22 protein-coding genes are annotated in these 18,086 nt (G+C 67.0%); 11 read left to right on the top strand and 11 right to left on the bottom strand.

Features of this window, described 5'->3' with window-relative positions:
• The first annotated feature begins 65 nt into the window (after nt 1-65).
• Complete coding sequence (locus tag V9K93_RS11510; RefSeq protein WP_012509929.1) at nt 66-1,715, top strand: Na+/H+ antiporter; 1,650 nt, start codon at nt 66-68, stop codon at nt 1,713-1,715.
• 81 nt (nt 1,716-1,796) lie between these two features.
• Here the strand turns inward: V9K93_RS11510 and V9K93_RS11505 are convergent, their stop codons facing one another.
• Nucleotides 1,797-2,045 carry a DUF3297 family protein gene (locus V9K93_RS11505; protein WP_012509930.1) on the bottom strand — a complete coding sequence of 83 codons (249 nt, stop codon included), beginning with the start codon at nt 2,043-2,045 and terminating at the stop codon, nt 1,797-1,799.
• Nucleotides 2,046-2,134: 89 nt separating this feature from the next.
• Between V9K93_RS11505 and V9K93_RS11500 the strand changes: the two genes are divergently transcribed.
• Nucleotides 2,135-2,677, top strand: a complete 543-nt coding sequence (locus V9K93_RS11500; protein WP_046983083.1) for a DUF6630 family protein — start codon at nt 2,135-2,137, stop codon at nt 2,675-2,677.
• A 40-nt stretch (nt 2,678-2,717) separates the two neighbouring features.
• Here the strand turns inward: V9K93_RS11500 and V9K93_RS11495 are convergent, their stop codons facing one another.
• The 5 genes from V9K93_RS11495 to msrB all read right to left on the bottom strand — a co-directional run bounded on the left by V9K93_RS11495 (nt 2,718) and on the right by msrB (nt 5,950).
• On the bottom strand, nt 2,718-2,993 hold the full coding sequence (locus V9K93_RS11495) for a DUF4031 domain-containing protein (protein ID WP_046983082.1): 276 nt from the start codon (nt 2,991-2,993) through the stop codon (nt 2,718-2,720).
• Between the two features lie 13 nt (nt 2,994-3,006).
• Nucleotides 3,007-3,519 carry a hypothetical protein gene (locus V9K93_RS11490; RefSeq protein WP_136639248.1) on the bottom strand — a complete coding sequence of 171 codons (513 nt, stop codon included), beginning with the start codon at nt 3,517-3,519 and terminating at the stop codon, nt 3,007-3,009.
• A gap of 75 nt (nt 3,520-3,594) precedes the next feature.
• Complete coding sequence (gene motB / locus V9K93_RS11485; RefSeq protein ID WP_046983080.1) at nt 3,595-4,533, bottom strand: flagellar motor protein MotB; 939 nt, start codon at nt 4,531-4,533, stop codon at nt 3,595-3,597.
• 3 nt (nt 4,534-4,536) lie between these two features.
• On the bottom strand, nt 4,537-5,391 hold the full coding sequence (gene motA / locus V9K93_RS11480) for a flagellar motor stator protein MotA (RefSeq protein ID WP_046983079.1): 855 nt from the start codon (nt 5,389-5,391) through the stop codon (nt 4,537-4,539).
• 91 nt (nt 5,392-5,482) lie between these two features.
• Nucleotides 5,483-5,950 (bottom strand): peptide-methionine (R)-S-oxide reductase MsrB, encoded by a 468-nt coding sequence (msrB, locus tag V9K93_RS11475; RefSeq protein WP_136639249.1) that lies wholly within the window; start codon nt 5,948-5,950, stop codon nt 5,483-5,485.
• 140 nt (nt 5,951-6,090) lie between these two features.
• Between msrB and V9K93_RS11470 the strand changes: the two genes are divergently transcribed.
• Together V9K93_RS11470 and V9K93_RS11465 are read left to right on the top strand one after the other, a co-directional pair.
• Nucleotides 6,091-6,456: a classical arabinogalactan protein 4 gene (locus V9K93_RS11470; RefSeq protein ID WP_136639250.1), complete on the top strand. Its 366-nt coding sequence runs from the start codon at nt 6,091-6,093 to the stop codon at nt 6,454-6,456.
• Nucleotides 6,457-6,572: 116 nt separating this feature from the next.
• Nucleotides 6,573-6,758 carry a hypothetical protein gene (locus V9K93_RS11465; protein ID WP_049424811.1) on the top strand — a complete coding sequence of 62 codons (186 nt, stop codon included), beginning with the start codon at nt 6,573-6,575 and terminating at the stop codon, nt 6,756-6,758.
• Between the two features lie 111 nt (nt 6,759-6,869).
• Here V9K93_RS11465 and V9K93_RS11460 read toward each other — a convergent pair whose 3' ends face one another.
• Nucleotides 6,870-7,349 (bottom strand): Lrp/AsnC ligand binding domain-containing protein, encoded by a 480-nt coding sequence (locus V9K93_RS11460; protein ID WP_004140558.1) that lies wholly within the window; start codon nt 7,347-7,349, stop codon nt 6,870-6,872.
• A gap of 149 nt (nt 7,350-7,498) precedes the next feature.
• Between V9K93_RS11460 and V9K93_RS11455 the strand changes: the two genes are divergently transcribed.
• Complete coding sequence (locus V9K93_RS11455) at nt 7,499-8,803, top strand: D-amino acid dehydrogenase (protein WP_004140565.1); 1,305 nt, start codon at nt 7,499-7,501, stop codon at nt 8,801-8,803.
• Nucleotides 8,782-9,849, top strand: a complete 1,068-nt coding sequence (gene alr / locus V9K93_RS11450) for an alanine racemase (protein WP_295376999.1) — start codon at nt 8,782-8,784, stop codon at nt 9,847-9,849. Before V9K93_RS11455 ends, alr begins: the two co-directional genes overlap by 22 nt.
• Nucleotides 9,850-10,022: 173 nt before the next feature.
• Here the strand turns inward: alr and V9K93_RS11445 are convergent, their stop codons facing one another.
• Nucleotides 10,023-10,586 (bottom strand): DUF3016 domain-containing protein, encoded by a 564-nt coding sequence (locus tag V9K93_RS11445; protein ID WP_046983095.1) that lies wholly within the window; start codon nt 10,584-10,586, stop codon nt 10,023-10,025.
• Nucleotides 10,587-10,830: 244 nt separating this feature from the next.
• Between V9K93_RS11445 and V9K93_RS11440 the strand changes: the two genes are divergently transcribed.
• Together V9K93_RS11440 and V9K93_RS11435 are read left to right on the top strand one after the other, a co-directional pair.
• Entirely contained in the window at nt 10,831-12,819 is a 1,989-nt protein-coding gene (locus V9K93_RS11440) for a hybrid sensor histidine kinase/response regulator (RefSeq protein WP_337302571.1), read from the top strand.
• A gap of 43 nt (nt 12,820-12,862) precedes the next feature.
• A complete protein-coding gene (locus tag V9K93_RS11435) occupies nt 12,863-13,156 on the top strand; it encodes a DUF3247 family protein (RefSeq protein ID WP_337302570.1) in 294 nt (97 codons plus the stop codon).
• A 92-nt stretch (nt 13,157-13,248) separates the two neighbouring features.
• On the opposite strand, the gene V9K93_RS11430 is transcribed toward V9K93_RS11435, so the two are convergent.
• Nucleotides 13,249-13,512 carry a hypothetical protein gene (locus tag V9K93_RS11430; protein ID WP_005407925.1) on the bottom strand — a complete coding sequence of 88 codons (264 nt, stop codon included), beginning with the start codon at nt 13,510-13,512 and terminating at the stop codon, nt 13,249-13,251.
• A gap of 156 nt (nt 13,513-13,668) precedes the next feature.
• Here V9K93_RS11430 and V9K93_RS11425 point away from each other — a divergent pair, with 156 nt between their 5' ends.
• The 3 genes from V9K93_RS11425 to V9K93_RS11415 are packed head-to-tail and all read left to right on the top strand — an operon-like array spanning nt 13,669 to nt 16,117.
• Nucleotides 13,669-14,739, top strand: coding sequence for a class I SAM-dependent methyltransferase (locus V9K93_RS11425; RefSeq protein WP_032968446.1), 1,071 nt, complete (start codon nt 13,669-13,671; stop codon nt 14,737-14,739).
• Nucleotides 14,736-15,437 (top strand): pseudouridine synthase, encoded by a 702-nt coding sequence (locus tag V9K93_RS11420; protein ID WP_046983072.1) that lies wholly within the window; start codon nt 14,736-14,738, stop codon nt 15,435-15,437. Before V9K93_RS11425 ends, V9K93_RS11420 begins: the two co-directional genes overlap by 4 nt.
• A complete protein-coding gene (locus V9K93_RS11415; RefSeq protein ID WP_046983071.1) occupies nt 15,434-16,117 on the top strand; it encodes an HAD family hydrolase in 684 nt (227 codons plus the stop codon). Before V9K93_RS11420 ends, V9K93_RS11415 begins: the two co-directional genes overlap by 4 nt.
• A gap of 163 nt (nt 16,118-16,280) precedes the next feature.
• Here the strand turns inward: V9K93_RS11415 and fabB are convergent, their stop codons facing one another.
• Complete coding sequence (gene fabB, locus V9K93_RS11410; protein ID WP_136639253.1) at nt 16,281-17,489, bottom strand: beta-ketoacyl-ACP synthase I; 1,209 nt, start codon at nt 17,487-17,489, stop codon at nt 16,281-16,283.
• Nucleotides 17,489-18,004, bottom strand: coding sequence for a 3-hydroxyacyl-[acyl-carrier-protein] dehydratase FabA (gene fabA, locus V9K93_RS11405; protein WP_004140661.1), 516 nt, complete (start codon nt 18,002-18,004; stop codon nt 17,489-17,491). The genes fabB and fabA overlap by 1 nt, the downstream gene beginning before the upstream one ends.
• Between the last annotated feature and the right edge of the window lie 82 nt (nt 18,005-18,086).

The raw sequence follows: 18,086 nt of genomic DNA, 5'->3' as shown, positions 1-18,086 counted from the left end.
AATTTTTTCCGGGTTTCCGGCGCTGGCCCCCCGTGCCTCCCCGCGCGCCGCTTCCTGGAAGAAGCATGCATACCATCGAAGTCGTCCTGGCGATGCTGGTGGCCGTTGTCGCCAGCGGCTACCTGGTTCGCGTCCTGCCGTTCTCGCTGCCGCTGCCGCTGGTGCAGATCGGCCTGGGTGCGGTGATCGCCGGGGTGTTCAACCGCGGGCACGCGCTGGAGCCGGAAGTGTTCTTCCTGCTGTTCCTGCCGCCGCTGCTGTTCCTCGACGGCTGGCGCATCCCCAAGCAGGGCCTGTTCCGCGATAAAGGCGCGATCCTCGAGCTGGCGTTCGGCCTGGTGGTGTTCACTGTCATCGGTGCCGGCCTGTTGATCCACTGGATGATTCCGGTGATGCCGCTGGCGGTGTGCTTCGCGCTCGCGGCGATCGTGTCGCCGACCGACCCGGTGGCGGTCGGGGCGATCGCCTCCAAGGCGCCGATTCCCAAGCGCCTGATGCACATCCTGGAAGGCGAGTCGCTGCTCAACGATGCGTCCGGCCTGGTCTGCTTCCGCTTCGCGGTGGCGGCGGTGATGACCGGTACCTTCTCGCTGGCCACGGCCTCGCTGACCTTCCTGTGGGTGGCGGTGGCTGGCCTGGCGGTGGGCGTGGCGGTCACCCTCGGTGTTTCCACCTTCCAGCGCTGGCTGTGGCGCCGCTTCGGCGAGGAGCCGGGTGCGGCGATGCTGGTCAACCTGCTGATTCCGTTCGCGGCCTACCTGCTCGCCGAAGAGATCAATGCCTCGGGCATCCTGGCTGCGGTCGCGGCCGGCATCTCGATGAGCTACGTGGAAATGACCGGCCGCGTCTCCGGCAGCATGCGCGTGCAGCGTGCCGGGGTCTGGAACATGCTGCAGTTCAGCTTCAACGGCATCATGTTCGTGCTGCTGGGCGAGCAGCTGCCGGGCATTGTCGAACGTGCCACCACCACCATGAACGAGAGCGGCCACCAGAGCGCGTGGTGGTTGCTGGTCTACGTGCTGGTGATCAACGCCACGTTGATCACGCTGCGCCTGCTGTGGGTATGGCTGTCGCTGCGCTGGAACCTGCTGCGCGCGCGGCGTCGCGGGCTGGAGCGTGGCGAGGCACCGAACTGGCGCATCGTGGTGGCCACCTCGGTGGCCGGTGTGCGCGGTGCGATCACCCTGGCCGGCGTGCTGACGCTGCCATTGTTCCTGCCCGATGGCAGTCCGTTCCCGGCGCGCGACCTGGTGATCTTCCTGGCCGCGGCGGTGATCCTGTTCTCGCTGGTCGGCGCCAGCGTGGCGCTGCCGCAGTTGCTGAAGGGCCTGCAGCTGCCGGCCGATTCGGGCGAACGCAAGGAAGAAGACCTGGCACGCAGGCTGTCATCGAAGGCCGCGCTGGCGGGGGTGGAGCGCATGCGCCAGCAGATGGTGATGAACCAGAACACCGAGAACGTGCAGTTGTACAACGACGCCGCCTCGCGGGTGAGCCTGCTGTACCAGCGGCACCTGGAGAAGGACAGCGACGGGCCCGACGTGGACCCGGAGAAGGTGCAGCGCATGGAACTGGGCTATCGCCAACTGCGCAGCGCCGGCCTCAATGCCGAGCGCGAGGAACTGTTCCGGCTGACCCGGCGCGGCGTGATCTCCGATGAGATCTCGCGACGCCTGATCCGCAACCTGGACCTGCTGGAATCGCGCAAGCGCGAATGACGTTGCGGTCGGGCGCCGTCGATCGGGGTCAGATCCCTTTCCGCAGGAAAGGGATCTGACCCCAGGATCGGAGAGCCGTGCTTATTCCGGCTTCGTTTCCAGGAAATACGCCTCGACCTTGCCCTTGACCTTGATCGTCATCGGGTTGCCACGGCGGTCGCGGGCCTTGCCGGCCTGCACGCGGATCCAGCCTTCGCTGACCGAATATTCTTCGACGTTGTCGCGCTCGACGTCGTTGAAACGCACGCCGACGCCGCGCTCCAGCGCCTGCGCATCATGGAAGGGGCTGGCCGGGTTGATCGCCAGGTGGTCGGGAGGGGTATCGCTCATCGCTTCATTCAGGGTGACGGCCACCAAGGCCGGCTTCAGCGCTACAGGATAAACCGTAGAATGCCCGCCTGCCCCAAGGAGTGCCCGCCATGCCCGACAACAGCGATTATTTCGACTTCGAAGAAGACGTCCAGGATTTCGACGAGGCCGATTTCGAGGCGCGTGTCTGGAACCTGCTGGTGCTGATCAATCCGGGTGATGACGAACAGGCCCTGCAGCAGTTCAACCGCTGGCGCGAGCAGCTGGCCGAGCAGGGGCAGCCGCTGGAGGCTGACAGCGACTGGCTGCCGGCCCTGTTCACGGCCATCGCCTGGCAATCGGGCTTCGACGTGGAGCGCGACGACCTGGATTCGCTGCAGTCAGCGGTCAATGAGCTGTCGGCGCGCTTCAACGTACAGCTGGACTGGGGTGGTGACCTCGATGACGAGGACTTCGCCGAGGACCTGGACGGTGTGCAGCTGATGTCCACCGCTTTTGATCGCCTGCGCGAACACAACTACACGCTGTGGAGCGTGGATGCCGGCAGCGATGGCTTCACTGGCGTGATGGCACTGACCCGCGACGATGACGCGATGCTGGCGCTGTGTTCGCTGCTGAACGTGGAAATCCGCTTGGGCAGCGACCCGTTCTGAGATTGATCGGTAGCGCCGGGCCATGCCCGGCGCTAACCATCTACGGCCGGTACTGCGCCCTGGCGTTGGCGATCACCGCTTTCACCAGCGCGCGGTCGGTATGCCGGGAAATCGCGCGGGCACCCAGCGCGATTGCCTGCGCACGCAGGTCTGCAGTGACATCGTAATGCGCGCCGCTGGCCTTGTTCTGGAAGGCCCGCGGTGGAATGCCGAGCTGCGCGGCCATGGCGTGCAGCTCGGGCAGGGTGTCGGCCATCAGGTGCGCCCAGCGCTGTCCGCGCCAGGGATGCACCGCGTCATCGACGTAGACCGACACCGCCGTGGCCGGATCAGGCCTGCGGCTTACCGTCGGCGTCGGCGGCCGGGGTGGCCTCGGCGTCGGCAGCGCCTTCGGCGCCGGTGGTCTCTGCAGCAGCCTCATCGGCAGCTGCTTCGCCTTCAGCGGCTGCGTCTTCGGCCTGCTCGCTGGCGAACTCGGCCACCAGCTTGTCCAGGTACTCCTCGGCGGTCTGGCCGGCTTCGGCGGCCAGGGTGTCCAGCAGCTTCTGCATCAGCTCGGAGTATTCCAGGGTGACCGTGCGGCCTTCGGCTTCCTGCATGTTCGACAGGTGCTTGAGCATGGCCAGCATCGGCACCGGGTTGTCGGCGTTGCCCATGGTCTGGCCACCGATGGCCAGCAGCCACTCACGGCCCTGAAGGCCGATGGCGGCCACGGCCTGGCCGTCTTCGCTGAGCAGCACGGCATGGTTCTGCACCTGCTCGCGCGCGTTCAGACGGAGGAACGGACGCTTGGCCTGCTGCTTCTTGCGCTTGTCGCGCTTGGCCTTGGAGTTCTGGGACATGGGGTGGAATCACCTGAAAAGGAAAGACCGCCATTGTAGCGGCCGGGCGCAGGTGGAAAGGGATCTGACCCCGATTCAGCGCACCGGCCCCTGCGCCGCCTGCACATCCGGGTCGGCGGTGGTGGCCGACAGCCCCACCTGCGGGCCGGCACCGGCCAGTGCGGCCTGCTCGGCGGCCTGGGTCATCACCACGATGCTGATGCGGCGGTTGATCGGGTTCTGCGGGTCGGCTTTGTCGAACAGCACCGACGAGGACAGGCCGACCACGCGGGTGATCTTGCTGTCTTCCAGGCCGCCATCGATCAGCGCACGCCGTGCGGCGTTGGCGCGGTCGGCGCTCAGTTCCCAGTTGCCGTAGCCGCGCGCGGCCGAATAGGCGGTGATGTCGGTGTGGCCGGTCAGGCTGATCCGGTTCGGCACGTGGTTCAGGTACTCGGCCAGTTCGTGCAGGATCTGCTGGGTGTACGGTTTCAGGGTGGCGCTGCCGAGGTCGAACATCGGCCGGTTCTGCTTGTCCACGATCTGGATGCGCAGGCCTTCCGGGGTCAGGTCCAGCAGCAGCTGGTCCTTGAACGGTTCCAGCGCCTGGCTGCGGCTGATCGCTTCCTGCAGTTCCTTCATCAGCGCTTCCAGCTGCTGCTTGTCGCGCTGCTGCTCGTCCACCGGCTGCGGTATCGACTTCTGCTGGTTCTGGAAGGGATCGTTGCTGTTGCCGCGCGAAACATCGGTGGCGCCGCCGAGCTTGATCATCGAGGTGCTGGCACCGCCCGGCCCGGCCATGCCTGGCGCCGGCGTCGCGCTGGAGCCGACCAGCGGGCTGGGGTTGCGGAAGTACTCGGAAATGGCTGCGCGCTCGGGCTTGCTGGTGCTGGCCATCAGCCACAGCACCAGGAAGAAGGCCATCATCGCGGTCACGAAGTCGGCGTAGGCCACCTTCCACGAACCGCCATGGTGGGCGGCGTGGCCGGCCTTCTTGACCCGGCGGACGATGACAGTGGGCTTGGTTTCGGCCATGGCTTACTTGACTGTCTTCAGGTGCTGCTCGAAATCGGAGAAGGCCGGGCGCACGTTCGACGGCAGCGTCTTGCGGGCGAATTCCAGCGCGATCTTCGGGTTGTAGCCACGCAGGCAGGCCAGCAGGGCGGTCTTCACCGACTCGTAGATACGGCTGTCCTGCTCGGCGCGGGCTTCCATCGCCGCTGCCATCGGGCCGACGAAGCCATAGCCCAGCAGGATGCCGAGGAAGGTGCCGACCAGCGCGCCGGCCACGTGGCCGCCGACCTCGACAATGTCGCCGCCGATCGAGCCCATGGTGATGACGATGCCCAGCACCGCCGCGACGATGCCGAAACCGGGCAATCCGTCGGCGACCTTGGTCAGCACCTGCGACGGCGCCATCGCTTCGGCGTGGTGCTTTTCCAGCTCCAGTTCCAGCAGCGGCTCCAGCTCGTGCGGCTCGATGTTGCTGCCGATCATCAGGCGCAGGCAATCGGTGATGAAGTCGATCAGGTGATGGTCGGCCTGCACCTTCGGGTAGTTGCCGAACAGCGCGCTTTCAGCCGGGCGCTCGACATGGTCTTCCAGCGCCATGAAGCCCTCGCGGCGGGCCTTGTTGAGCAGTTCGTACACCAGGCTGAGGACGTCGATGTAGTCCTGTTGCTTGTAGCGCGGGCCCTTGAACACGCCGACCATGGCCTGCAGGGTCTGCTTGACCGTCTTGGCCGGGGTGCCGACCAGGAACGCGCCCAGTGCGGCACCGCCGATGATGACCAGTTCGTAGGGCTGCCAGAGCGCACCCAGGCGTCCGTGGGCCCCGAGGTAGCCCCCGAGCACGCTGATGATGACGACCAGGAATCCAACGATGATGAGCATGGGGCGACGCAAGGAGGGGGGATATCTCCTTGTCGGCCCGTCGCCCGGTTTTCTGAAGAGGGAATTCTGTGAAATCGGTCAGCGGGGTATTTCAGCCCGCCACGCCGCTTTCCGCACCGCCACGCTGCAACGGGTCAGGCCAGGGCTCGCCGTTGCCGGTGAACGAAAGTGAGACGGAGTTCAGGCAGTGGCGCTCATGGGTCGGCGGCGGGCCGTCGGGGAACACATGGCCCAGATGGCTGCCGCAGCGCGCGCAGGTGATCTCGGTGCGGACCATGCCGTGGCTGGTATCGCGGATCTCGCGCACGTGCGCCGGGTCGAACGGAGCAAAGAAGCTGGGCCAGCCGGTGCCGGAATCGAACTTGGTGCTGGAGCGGAACAGCGGCAGCGCACACAGCCGGCAGCAATAGACGCCCTCGCGCTTGTTGTCGAGGAACACACCGCAGAACGGCGCTTCGGTGCCGTGCTGCAGCAGCACGCGGCGCTCCTCATTGCTGAGACCGGCAACCAGCGCCTCGGTCTGGGTGGTGGTCGGGGGCGTCAGGTCGAAGGCAGTCATGGCGGCGCTCCGTGGGGTCGATGGCTTGGGGATGCCCACAAACGTGGGGTTGTCGGCGCGACCTTGCAAGTGTGATGGCCGTTCATGGGCGGCACACAGGCGCAGGCGCAAGGTGAATGCGATCCATACCGGAGCGTGCCATGAAGTCCCTTTCCCTGCTGCTGGCCCTGCTGCCCGCGCTGGCGCTGGCTCAGGTGCCGACCGGTAATCCGACCGTCACCCGCAGCAGCACCACCGTAGCCCCCCAGCCGGTGGTGCCGCCCGTGCAGCCAGCGAGGCCGCAGCCGCAGGTGCTGCCTTCGCCGCAGCCAGTGCAGCCGATCAAGTCCACCGGCCCGGCCCAGGTTGCGCCGGTCCCGGCGCCGAAGCCGTCCAGCAAGGTCTACGACCGCAACGGCCGCATCATCCCGGGTGTGCGCCCGGCCGGCCCCAACCGCGTATTCGATTCGCGTACCGGCCGCTATTACGACAGCATGCCCAGTAGTGACGGCCAACAGATCCGGTAGCGCTGGCCATGCCCGGCCTGAACGCACGAAAACAACATCCTGCCGATCACTGCTTTTTCGCCTGCGATTAACCGTTCCGGGACCAACGTGACCGTGCGCCGGCATTCCGCCGCCGCATGTCCTTCGTCCACTGGATCGCGATCATGAAAAACCAGCAGAACCGTCATCCCGGCAAGGAACCGCAGGGCCGTAACCCGCAGCAGCAACAGCAGCAACAACAGCAGCAGATGGACCCGCAGCAGCCGCACAAGGGTGGCAAGCAGCAGGAGCAGCGCTCGCAGAAGCACCCGCAGCAGCGTTGACGGTTGCCATGACCGGGGTCAGAGCCCGCTGCGCGGGATCCGACCCCTTGCCGAATCCTGACCGGGGTCGGATCCCGCACCGCGGGCTCTGACCCCAACCGCAGCGGCGCCTCAATCCGGAATCGGCAGGCTCAGCGTCTCCTTCACCTCTTCCATCACGATGTAGCTCTTCGACTCACGTACATGCGGCAGTGTCAGCAACGTGCTGCCGAGCAGCTTGCGGTAGGAGGCCATCTCGCTGATCCGCGCCTTCAGCAGGTAATCGAAATCGCCCGACACCAGGTGGCACTCCAGTACGTTCGGCAACTTCAGCGCCGCGCGCCGGAACTCCTCGAAGATGTCGCCGGACTTGTAGGCCAGGCTGATTTCCACGAACACCAGCAGGCTGGCCTTCACCGCCGCCGGGTCCAGGTGGGCGTGGTAGCCGGTGATCACCGCTTCGCGCTCGAGCCGGCGCACGCGCTCGGTGCATGGCGTGGTCGACAGGCCGACCCGCTCGCCCAGTTCGGTGAAGGAGATACGGCCCTCGGCCTGCAGGATGCGCAGGATCTTGCGGTCGATCTTGTCCAGTTCGCGGGTACGGGTGGCCATGGCCGTCAACCTTGGGGAATGAATTGCAGGAGAACATCCTGCCGGTTGATTGCAAATCAGGCAAATCAACTGGTATTGGCTGTCTATACTTCCCCAATTATGGTCCCGGCACGCTCCAGTGCAGGGAATGATCGGGTTGGAGAAGTTCCATGCGAGTCCTAGTTCTCGGCAGCGGCGTGATCGGCACCACCAGTGCCTGGTACCTGCGACAGGCCGGGTTTGAAGTCACGGTCATCGACCGCCAACCCGGCCCGGCGCTGGAGACCAGCTTCGCCAATGCCGGCCAGCTGTCGTTCGGCTACACCTCGCCGTGGGCGGCACCGGGCGTGCCGAAGAAGGCGATCGGCTGGCTGTTCGAGAAGCACGCGCCGCTGGCGATCAAGCCGGGCATGGACCTGGCTCAGTACCGCTGGCTGTGGCAGATGCTGCGCAACTGCACGCATGAGCGCTACGCGATCAACAAGGCGCGCATGGTGCGCATGTCCGAGTACAGCCGCGACTGCCTGAACGAGCTGCGGGCGCAGATCGGTATCGAATTCGAAGGCCGCGACCTGGGCACCACCCAGTTGTTCCGCACCCAGCAGCAGTTGGACGCCTCGGCGCAGGACATCGAGATCCTGGCCCAGTACGGCGTGCCGTACGAGGTACTGGACCGCGCCGGCATCATCCAGGCCGAACCGGCCCTGGCCCATGTCGACGGCCTGGTCGGCGCGCTGCGCCTGCCGCGTGACCAGACCGGCGACTGCCAGCTGTTCACCCGCCGCCTGGCGCAGATGTGCGTGGACGCCGGCGTCGAGTTCCGCTTCGACCAGGACATCACCGGTCTGGTCTCCGATGGCGAGCGCATCACCGGCGTGCACGTCAACGGCACCCTGGAAACCGCTGACCGCTTCGTGGTCGCGCTCGGCAGTTACTCGCCGGCGCTGGTCGCACCGCTGGGCATGCGCCTGCCGGTGTACCCGCTGAAGGGGTATTCGCTGACCCTGCCGATCACCGATCCGGCGATGGCACCGACCTCGACCATCCTCGATGAGAGCTACAAGGTGGCGGTCACCCGTTTCGACGACCGCATCCGCGTCGGAGGCATGGCCGAAGTGGCCGGCTTCGACCTGTCGCTGTCGCAGCGCCGCCGCGAGACCCTGGAACTGGTGGTCAGCGACCTGTACCCGAAGGGCGGCGACCTGTCGCGCGCGCAGTTCTGGACCGGCCTGCGCCCGGCCACGCCGGATGGCACGCCGGTGATCGGCGCCACACCGTTCCGCAACCTGTACCTCAACACTGGGCACGGCACGCTGGGCTGGACCATGGCATGCGGCTCGGGCCGCTACCTGGCCGACCTGATGAGCGCACGCCAGCCGCAGATCAGCACCGAAGGCCTGGATGTTTTCCGCTATGGCCAGTACGGTCACGCCCCGCAACATGAGAACCGCACATGCGTCCTGCCCGCGCGCTGATTGATCTGGGCGCCCTGCGCAGCAACTACCGCCTCGCCCGCGAACTGGGCGGTGGCAAGGCCCTGGCGATCATCAAGGCCGATGCCTACGGCCATGGCGCGGTGCGCTGTGCGCAGGCGCTGGAAGGCGAGGCCGATGGTTTCGGCGTGGCCACCATCGAAGAGGCGCTGGAACTGCGCCAGGCCGGCATCCGTGCGCCGATCCTGCTGCTGGAAGGCATCTTCGAAGCCAGTGACATGGCGCTGGTGGCCGAGCACGATTTCTGGTTCGCCGTCGGTTCGCCGTGGCAGCTGGAGGCGCTGGCCGCCTTCGACAGCCCGCGTCCGTTGACGGTGTGGCTGAAGCTGGACAGCGGCATGCATCGCCTCGGCCTGGGCGTGGACAGCTTCCGCGCCGCGCATGCGCGCCTGTCGGCGCTGCCGCAGGTCGAACGCATCGTGCTGATGACCCATCTGGCACGTGCCGACGAGCTGGACAGCGAACGCACCCACGAGCAGGCGGCGACGTTCGCCCGTGCCATCGACGGCCTCGAAGGCGAGACCAGCGTGTGCAATTCGCCGGCGCTGCTGGGCTGGCCGGATGTGCGCAGCGACTGGGTGCGCCCGGGCCTGATGCTGTACGGGGCCAATCCGTTGCCGGACAACACCGATCTCACCGCGCGCCTGCGCCCGGTGATGACCATGCAGTCCAAGGTTATTGCCGAGCGCTGGATCGAGTCGGGGGAACCGGTGGGCTATGGCGCCCGCTTCGTCTCCAAGGCACGCACCCGCGTCGGCGTGGTCGCGTTGGGGTATGCCGATGGCTATCCGCAGTTCGCGCCGAATGGTACCCCGGTGCTGATCGATGGTCAGCCCGGCGTGCTGATCGGTCGCGTGTCGATGGACATGCTGACCGTGGACCTGACTGCGCATCCGCAGGCGGGCGTTGGCAGCGTGGTGGAGCTGTGGGGCAATGCGCCGACGCTGTCCGAGCTGGCGCCGCGCTGCGGCGTGAGTGCGTACCAGCTGCCGTGTGGCGTCAAGCGCGTGGCCAGGGTGTACATGTAGAGCCGAGCCCATGCTCGGCGCTGTGACTGCGTGTCGACCAAGGTCGACACCTACCGATGGGCTTTACGCGCAGCGGTCGCACGGTACGCGTCGCCGGGCGCGGCTCTGGTAGCGGCCGACCTTGGTCGGCGCCGTGAATGCGTGTCGACCAAGGTCGACACCTGCCGATGGGCCTACCGCGCAGCGGTGGCCTGGCTGGCCAGCTGCCGCTTCACCCAGTCATCGATCAGGCGCTTCTCATAGCGCAGCGGATCACTGTCGCTCTTCAGCCCTACGTTGTGCAGATAGCCGGTGTCGCTCAGGCGCGCATCGCCTTCGCTGATGATGCGGCCGCTGGCATCCTTCAGCGTGTACTGCAGGCTGATCCGCGGCGGGTAGATGTCACGCATGATCCGGATGTCACTGCCGCGGGGGCCATGCCAGGGCTCGTAGTCGCCGGCGCGCTTGATGTCGACCAGGGTCACGTCGAGGGTCTGGCCAGGCTGCAGCGGCTTGGCCGCCGTGGTCTGCAGGTAGCGCGCCAGCTGCTGCACCCAGTCGCCGCGCTCGGCTTCGAAGCGGTTGGTGCTCTGGCGGATCTCGGTGAATTTGGCCGGATCATCCCATTTCACGCTGACCGGGCCATCGGCCTGCAGCGCACGTGGTGCCTGCGCATCGGTCACGGTGCGCGGGGCCGCGTTGGCGCCGCCCGCCACCAGGGCGCCTGCCAGCAGGGCAATCGCGAGTGAGCGTTTCATGACGGTCTCCTGCGTCCCACCGATGGGGACGATGTTGATCACGGATCGAGTGTGATCCTGCTTCCAGGCAACGGCAATGGCCGATTGCGTCACATACAAGAGTGGTTGCCGCCAATTCATTGTCGTCAAGCATGACTGACGGCGCTTGACGCTGTGAATACGCTCTTTGGAAGATGCTGTGCCTCCAACCCGGCCTGTCCAAACGCCCTTGTCCACACTGCCGCCCCTAGTGGAGCGCCCACCGATGATGGTGCCGGCGCCCGAACCCGACCTGCATCATGGCGTGCTTGAGCGCATCAACGCAGGTTTCTGCGTGATCCAGGTGCTGTTCGATGGTGATCGTGCGGTGGACTACCGTTTCATCGAGGTCAACGATGCCTTCGAGCGGCATACCGGACTGAAGGACGCACGCGGCCAGCGCATGAGCGCGCTGGAACCGCACCACGAGGAAGACTGGTTCCGCATCTACGGTGAAGTGGCCCGCAGCGGCCGCCCGGCGCAGTTCGAGATGGAAGCGCGGGCGCTGGGCCGCTCGTTCGCGGTCGACGCGGTGCGCGTGGGGCGCCCGGGTGAGGACAAGGTCGGCATCCTGTTCTTCGACATCACCGCGCGCAAGCAGATGGAAGTTGAGCTGGGTGAAAGCGAAGCGCGCTTCAGTGCGCTGGCCGATGGCCTGCCGATGCCGGTCTGGGTGCTGGACGAGCGCGGCCATGCACGCTTCGTCAACAGCGCCTTCAGTGAGTTTTTCGGTGGCGACGAGACGCGCGTTCCCGAGGATGTGTGGCGTGGGCTGGTGCATCCGGACGACGCCTCGGTGTTCGAGTACGAGCTGCAGGAGGCCTTGAAGGCGCAGCGCTCGATGCACGCGTTGGTGCGTGCGCGGCGTGCCGATGGCCAATGGCGCTGGCTGGAGATGAATGCACGTCCACGCTTTTCGCGGATGGGCCGCTTCATCGGCCTTGCCGGCAGCAGCCCGGACGTGACCGAGCGCCGCGAAATCGAACTGGCCCGCGAGGAACTGCTGCAGTCCGAGCGTGCCGCGCGCAGCGCGGCCGAGAACATGGCGCGGCTGAAGGACGAATTCCTGGCCACGTTGTCGCACGAGCTGCGCACGCCGCTGACCACCATCCTGGGCTGGAGCGAATTGTTGCTGCAGCGCGTGGACAACACCAGCCCGCTGTACAAGGGCCTGGGCGTGATCGCCAACAGCGCTGGCGCGCAGAAGCGGCTGATCTCGGACATGCTCGATCTCAGCAGCATGCTGCTGGGCAAGGTGCAGCTGGAAGTGGAAGTGCTGGATCTGTGCGGCGTGCTGGGCGAAGCGATCGGTGCGCAGGAGCTGGTGGCCGAAGGCAAGGCGCTGGATGTGTACCTGCAGCTGCCTGACCGGCCCAGCCTGGTGCTGGGCGATGCCACCCGCCTGCAGCAGGTGTTCTGGAACCTGCTCTCCAACGCGATCAAATTCACCCCGGCCGAAGGCCGCATCGACGTGGCCCTGCAGGCCGATGGCAATCACTGGGTGATCACCGTGCGCGATACCGGCGACGGCATCGCGCCTGAGTTCCTCAACCACCTGTTCAGCCGCTTCCGCCAGGCCGATGGCACCACCACCCGCCGCCATGGCGGCCTGGGCCTGGGTCTGGCGATCGTGCAGCAGCTGGTCGAGCTGCACGGCGGCACGGTCACCGCCGCCAGTGAAGGGCACGGCCACGGCGCTACCTTCACCGTGCGCCTGCCGCAGCACCTTCCGGATGCCGAGCGCCGTCCGCTGCGCGAAGTAATCAGCGGGCCGATCCTGGAGCCGGTGATCGTTGAACCGTATCCGCTGCGCGGCATGCACGTGCTGGCGGTGGAAGACCAGCCGGAAGTGCTGGAGTACCTGCGGCGCATGCTGGAAGAGCAGGGCGCGAGCGTGTCCGCGGCCAGTTCCGCAGGCGAGGCATTGGCATTGCTGGCCGACACCGGCCATCTGCAGTACCACGTGATGCTCACCGATATCGGCATGCCCGGCATGGATGGCTACGGCCTGGTGCGTACGCTGCGCGAGGACATGGGGGTGGACGCGCTGACCCTGCCAGCGGTGGCGGTGACAGCACTGGCGCGCGCTGACGATCGCCGCCGTGCGTTGGCGTCGGGCTTCCAGGAGCATGTGGCCAAGCCCTATTCGGTGGCGCAGCTGGTGTCGGCGGTACGCAAGGTGCAGGTGCCGCGCGCCGACAGCGCGCTGCACTGAGCATTCACGGCTGATCGGCGACCCTGCACGCAGGAGGTCGCCGATGTCCCGTATTGCTCCCCGTATCCATACCGATCCGGCGCAGATCGCGCGCCTGGAGGCCCTGTTGCCGCAGCTGGAAGGCGAAACGCAGGTGGAACTCATCCTGCAGGACGGTCGCCGGCTGCTCGGCACCGTCGCTGTGAAGCCGACCGTGCAGCAGTACCGCAACGATGCCGGCGACGAAGGCAGCAACGGCCAGCTGCGTTTGGACGACTACGACACGCCAGTGCAGCAGCACCATGTGTGGTTGGACGAGATCGCCAGCATCAACCGCCTGCCACCCAAGGCACCTTGAGCCGGTGTAGAGCCGAGCCCGCCGCTCGGCTGCCGCCCGTGCGGCTGCGCCACCGCCCGAGCATGGGCTCGGGCTCGGGCGCTGCAGTGATGTCAATGCTCGAACAACGTCGGGGTCGCTTCGAAACGGCGTGCGTATGCGCGCTCCTCTGCGACCCTCGCCACCTCGTCGTCGGCCAGGTCCGGCGCGCCGTAGACTGCATAGGCCACGCTGCCATCGGCGCCGTGGCCGACCTGGTGCAGGCGGTAGCGTGAGTGGCCACCGCCGGTATCTTCGGGGTAATGCACGGGCGGATGGCTGCCTTCCAGGTCCATCTCGCTGTTGTCTACCACGCCACCGACGAACAAGGCACGCATGCAGGCTCTCCTGAGGATTGGGGGAGCCTTTACCCTGAACGCTGCGATGTTTCCGGGGGATCAAGGCCCCGTTCGGGTTTCGCAAAGTGGCCGGCGAGGGCTGCGCGGCCAAGCCGGTACAATGGACGGCCCTCACGCTTTGAAGTAACCGCGCCGATGGCCTCCAGCGACGACGCCCCTCTGCAGACCCTGCTCCTGCCGTTCTCCCAAGGCGCCCTGCGCTGGCCGGAGGGCCCGGTGGCCTTCCTGCGTGCCCGCGATGGCTGGCCGCTGCGCGAAGTGGCCGGTGGCCGTGAAGTGCACTGCGAGCAGAGCTTCGCCCCGTTCGCGCAGCCGCTGCAGCAGGCCGCCGGCTGGACCGTCAGCGGCCAGCTGGATGACGAAGCCGGCAAGGGCCGCTACCCGCTGGTGCTGGTGCTGCCGCCGCGCCAGCGCGAGGAAGCCCGTGCGCTGTTCGCCCGCGCTCTGGCGCTGGTCGCTGAAGGCGGCCGCATCGTCGCCTGCCAGTCCAACAACGAAGGCGCGCGTTCCGGCGAGGGCGACCTCAAGCAGCTGACCGGCCTCGGCGGCAGCCTGACCAAGAACCACTGCCGGGCGTACTGGACCGCGCCGATGCAGGGCCAGCACGATGCCGACCTGGCCAAGCGCTGGTCCGCCCTGGACGCGGTCCGCCCGATTGTCGGTGGCCGCTTCCTCAGCCGGCCGGGCGTGTTCGCCTGGGACCGGATCGACCCGGCCTCGGCGCTGCTGGCCGAGCACCTGCCGGCCGACCTGGCCGGTCGCGCCGCCGACCTCGGTGCCGGTTACGGCTACCTGTCGCGCGAGCTGCTGGAGCGCTGCCCGAAGATCACCGCGCTGGACCTGTACGAGGCCGAGCAGCGTGCGCTGGCGCTGGCCGAGCTGAACCTGTCGCCGCCGCCGCGCCCGCTGCCGCTGCGTTTCCTGTGGCGCGACGTCACCGCCGGTATCGAGCCGGACTACGACGTCATCATCAGCAACCCGCCGTTCCACACGCCCTCGCGTGCCGACCGTCCGGACATCGGCCAGCGCTTCATCGCCGTGGCCGCGCAGGCGCTGCGCCCGGGCGGACGCCTGTACGTGGTGGCCAACCGCCACCTGCCGTACGAGTACACGCTCAATGAGAGTTTCGGTGCGGTGCGCGTGGTTGCCGAGCGCGATGGCTTCAAGCTGGTCGAGGCAGTGAAGGGCAGGGGGAAGGGCAAGTGAAGCTGGTCAAGCTCATCGCCAACCTGGGCTATGGCAGCCGCAAGCAGGTGCAGTGGATGTTCCGCGAAGGCCGCGTCACCGACGCCGATGGCGAGGTGCTGTACGCCGACGACCAGGTGCCGCATGAAGCGGTGCGCGTCGATGGCGAGCCGCTGGACCCGCCGGTGGGCCTGTCGATCGCGCTGCACAAGCCGGCCGGCTACACCTGTTCCACCAAGGACAAAGGTCGCCTGATCTACGACCTGCTGCCGCCGCGCTACCGCGACCGCGACCCGGTGCTGTCCACCGTCGGCCGGCTGGACCGCGACACCAGTGGCCTGTTGCTGCTGACCGACGATGGCGGCCTGCTGCACCGGATCATCTCGCCGAAGTCGAAGCTGCCCAAGGTCTACGAAGTGGAACTGAGCGAGGACCTGCGCGGCGATGAAGGGGCGCTGTTCGCCAGTGGCACGCTGATGCTGGAGTCCGAGAAGACGCCCTTGCTGCCGGCTGAACTTGAAGTGCTGGATGCGCGCCGCGCACGCCTGGTGCTGCATGAAGGCCGCTACCATCAGGTACGCCGCATGTTCGCCGCCACCGGCAACCATGTGCAGGCCCTGCACCGCAGCCGAGTCGGCGGGCTGGACCTGCAGGGACTGGACGAAGGGCAATGGCGGCAGCTCACTCCCACCGACCTGGATACGCTGTTCGCTCCATGACCACCATCGCTGCGCTGCCGTTCCTGCCCGACGCCGTCATCTTCGACATGGACGGCCTGATGATCGACAGCGAGCGGGTCTCGCTGGCCTGCTGGAGCCAGGCTGCCGATGAATTCGGCCTGGGCCTGGATGAAACGGTGTTCCTGCGCATGGTCGGTCTCGGCGACCGCGATACGCACGCGTTGCTGCGTGCGCAGGGAGTCGAGGACAGCGTGATTGAAGCCGTGGCCGCACGCTGCCACGACCTCTACGAGGAACGCACGCAGACCGGCCTGCCGCTGCGGCCAGGCATTCTCGAATTGCTGGAACTGCTGGAGGCGCACGCGATACCGCGTGCGGTCGCGACCACCACGCGGCAGCCGCGGGCCAACCGCAAGCTGTCCGCCGCCGGCCTGCTGCCGTATTTCGATGCGGTGATCACCAGCGGCGACGTGGCGCGGCCGAAGCCGGCACCGGACATCTACCTGCTGGCTGCGCAGCGGCTGGGGCAGCTGCCAGAGCGCTGCCTGGCGCTGGAGGATTCACCGGCCGGCACGCGCGCCGCGCTGGCTGCCGGCATGACCGTGATCCAGGTGCCGGACCTGGTGCATCCGGATGAGGAGCTGCGCGCATTCGGCCACCGCATCGTCGGCTCGCTGTTGGACGCGCACGCGCTGCTGCTGCCGTTGCTGCCGAGGTAACAGCCCGCCCCTGACGGTGGGTGCCGACCGTTGGTCGGCACGGCATGCTTCAAAGCCCTGGTAGGTGCCAACCTTGGTTGGCACTGAGCCGAGCATGGGCTCGGCTCTACATCCATGGCAACCGCTTTGGTGGGTGCCGACCGTTGGTCGGCACGCCTTCCCATCACACCCGGCCGAACACCAACGCCGCGTTGGTGCCACCGAAGCCGAAGCTGTTGGACATCACCGTATCCAGCTTCTGCTCGCGGCTTTCGCGCAGGATCGGGAAGCTCTCCACCTTCGGGTCCAGCTCGCCGATGTTGGCCGAACCAGCAACGAAGCCATCACGCATCATCAGCAGGCAGTAGATCGCCTCGTGCACGCTGGCCGCACCCAGCGAATGGCCGGACAGCGCCTTGGTCGAGGACAGCGGCGGCACCGCATCGCCGAACACTTCGCGGATCGCGTTGAGCTCGGTGACGTCGCCCAGCGGCGTGGAGGTGCCGTGGGTGTTGAGGTAGTCCAGCGGACGATCCACGCCCTGCAGCGCCATCTTCATGCAGCGCACCGCGCCTTCACCGGACGGCGCCACCATGTCCGCGCCGTCGGAGGTCACGCCATAGCCGATCAGCTCGGCATGGATGTGCGCGCCACGCGCGACGGCGTGATCGTAGTCCTCCAGCACCAGCATGCCGCCGCCGCCGGCGATGACGAAGCCGTCGCGGTCCTTGTCGTAAGGACGCGAGGCGCTGGCCGGGGTTTCGTTGAAGCTGGTCGACAGCGCGCCCATCGCATCGAACATCACGCTCATCGACCAGTGCAGGTCTTCGCCACCACCGGCGAACATGATGTCCTGCGCGCCGTGGCGGATCATGTCCGCGGCGGCGCCGATGCAGTGCGCCGAGGTCGCGCAGGCAGCCGACAGCGAGTAGCTGACGCCCTTGATCTGGTAGGCGGTGGCCAGGCAGGCCGAGACCGTCGAGCACATCGTGCGCGGCACCATGTACGGGCCGACCTTGCGCACACCGCGTTCGCGCAGCAGGTCGACTGCGCCGATCTGCCATTCGCTGGAGCCGCCACCGGAACCGGCGATCAGGCCGGTACGCAGGTTGCTGACCTGCTCGGGGCTGAGCCCGGCATCGGCGATGGCATCGCGCATGGACAGGTAGGCAAAGGCCGCCGCATCGCTCATGAAGCGCTTCTGCTTGCGGTCGATCAGCGCGTCCAGGTCGAGGTCGACGCGGCCGCCGACCTGGCTGCGCAGGCCCGCGTCGGCGTGGTCGGACAATGCCGTGATGCCGGAGCGCCCTTCGCGCAGCGCATTCGAAACGGTATCCAGATCATTGCCGAGGCAGGACGTGATGCCCATGCCAGTGATGACGACGCGACGCATCAGAAGCTCCCGGTTTCAGTGAACAGGCCGACGCGCAGATCGCGCGCGCTGTAGATTTCGCGGTCATCCACGTACATGCGGGCGTCCGACTGAGCCATCACCAGCTTGCGGTTGATGACCCGGCTGATGTCGATCTCGTAACGCACGAGCTTCGCGTCCGGCAGCACCTGGCCGGTGAACTTCACCTCGCCGCAGCCCAGTGCGCGGCCCTTGCCGGGGGCGCCCAGCCAGGTCAGGAAGAAGCCGGTCAGCTGCCACATGGCATCCAGGCCCAGGCAACCAGGCATCACCGGGTCGCCGATGAAGTGGCAACCGAAGAACCAGAGGTCGGGGCGGATATCCAGTTCGGCGCGTACCATGCCCTTGCCATGCGGTCCGCCGTCCTCGCGGATTTCGGTGATGCGGTCGAACATCAGCATCGGATCGTTGGGCAAACGGCCGGCAGCGGCGCCGAACAGTTCACCGCGTGCGCTGGCCAGCAGCTGTTCGCGGTTGAACGCGTGGAGACGGGTCATGAAGCACAATCCTGGAAGCGAAGAACAGGGAAACAAGCGCCCGAGAATGCCCGTGGAAACTGCGCCGATCAAACATTTCAAC

The sequence above is a fragment of the Stenotrophomonas sp. CCNWLW162 genome, from assembly GCF_037203745.1.
GTDB classification, from domain to species: domain Bacteria; phylum Pseudomonadota; class Gammaproteobacteria; order Xanthomonadales; family Xanthomonadaceae; genus Stenotrophomonas; species Stenotrophomonas maltophilia_AQ.
The sequence above is the reverse complement of the archived record's forward strand: the minus strand, read 5'-3'. Positions and strand labels throughout refer to the sequence as shown.

Coding starts and splice junctions, on each gene's coding strand:
- V9K93_RS11500 (WP_046983083.1), top strand. CDS start 2,135: ATGCCCGACAACAGCGATTATTTCGACTTCGAAGAAGACGTCCAGGAT.
- V9K93_RS11460 (WP_004140558.1), bottom strand. CDS start 7,349: ATGGCCACCCGTACCCGCGAACTGGACAAGATCGACCGCAAGATCCTG.
- V9K93_RS11505 (WP_012509930.1), bottom strand. CDS start 2,045: ATGAGCGATACCCCTCCCGACCACCTGGCGATCAACCCGGCCAGCCCC.
- motB (WP_046983080.1), bottom strand. CDS start 4,533: ATGGCCGAAACCAAGCCCACTGTCATCGTCCGCCGGGTCAAGAAGGCC.
- V9K93_RS11465 (WP_049424811.1), top strand. CDS start 6,573: ATGTCCTTCGTCCACTGGATCGCGATCATGAAAAACCAGCAGAACCGT.
- V9K93_RS11445 (WP_046983095.1), bottom strand. CDS start 10,586: ATGAAACGCTCACTCGCGATTGCCCTGCTGGCAGGCGCCCTGGTGGCG.
- V9K93_RS11510 (WP_012509929.1), top strand. CDS start 66: ATGCATACCATCGAAGTCGTCCTGGCGATGCTGGTGGCCGTTGTCGCC.
- motA (WP_046983079.1), bottom strand. CDS start 5,391: ATGCTCATCATCGTTGGATTCCTGGTCGTCATCATCAGCGTGCTCGGG.
- V9K93_RS11455 (WP_004140565.1), top strand. CDS start 7,499: ATGCGAGTCCTAGTTCTCGGCAGCGGCGTGATCGGCACCACCAGTGCC.
- V9K93_RS11490 (WP_136639248.1), bottom strand. CDS start 3,519: ATGTCCCAGAACTCCAAGGCCAAGCGCGACAAGCGCAAGAAGCAGCAG.
- V9K93_RS11470 (WP_136639250.1), top strand. CDS start 6,091: ATGAAGTCCCTTTCCCTGCTGCTGGCCCTGCTGCCCGCGCTGGCGCTG.
- alr (WP_295376999.1), top strand. CDS start 8,782: ATGCGTCCTGCCCGCGCGCTGATTGATCTGGGCGCCCTGCGCAGCAAC.
- V9K93_RS11435 (WP_337302570.1), top strand. CDS start 12,863: ATGTCCCGTATTGCTCCCCGTATCCATACCGATCCGGCGCAGATCGCG.
- V9K93_RS11415 (WP_046983071.1), top strand. CDS start 15,434: ATGACCACCATCGCTGCGCTGCCGTTCCTGCCCGACGCCGTCATCTTC.
- V9K93_RS11440 (WP_337302571.1), top strand. CDS start 10,831: ATGATGGTGCCGGCGCCCGAACCCGACCTGCATCATGGCGTGCTTGAG.
- msrB (WP_136639249.1), bottom strand. CDS start 5,950: ATGACTGCCTTCGACCTGACGCCCCCGACCACCACCCAGACCGAGGCG.
- V9K93_RS11425 (WP_032968446.1), top strand. CDS start 13,669: ATGGCCTCCAGCGACGACGCCCCTCTGCAGACCCTGCTCCTGCCGTTC.
- V9K93_RS11430 (WP_005407925.1), bottom strand. CDS start 13,512: ATGCGTGCCTTGTTCGTCGGTGGCGTGGTAGACAACAGCGAGATGGAC.
- fabA (WP_004140661.1), bottom strand. CDS start 18,004: ATGACCCGTCTCCACGCGTTCAACCGCGAACAGCTGCTGGCCAGCGCA.
- fabB (WP_136639253.1), bottom strand. CDS start 17,489: ATGCGTCGCGTCGTCATCACTGGCATGGGCATCACGTCCTGCCTCGGC.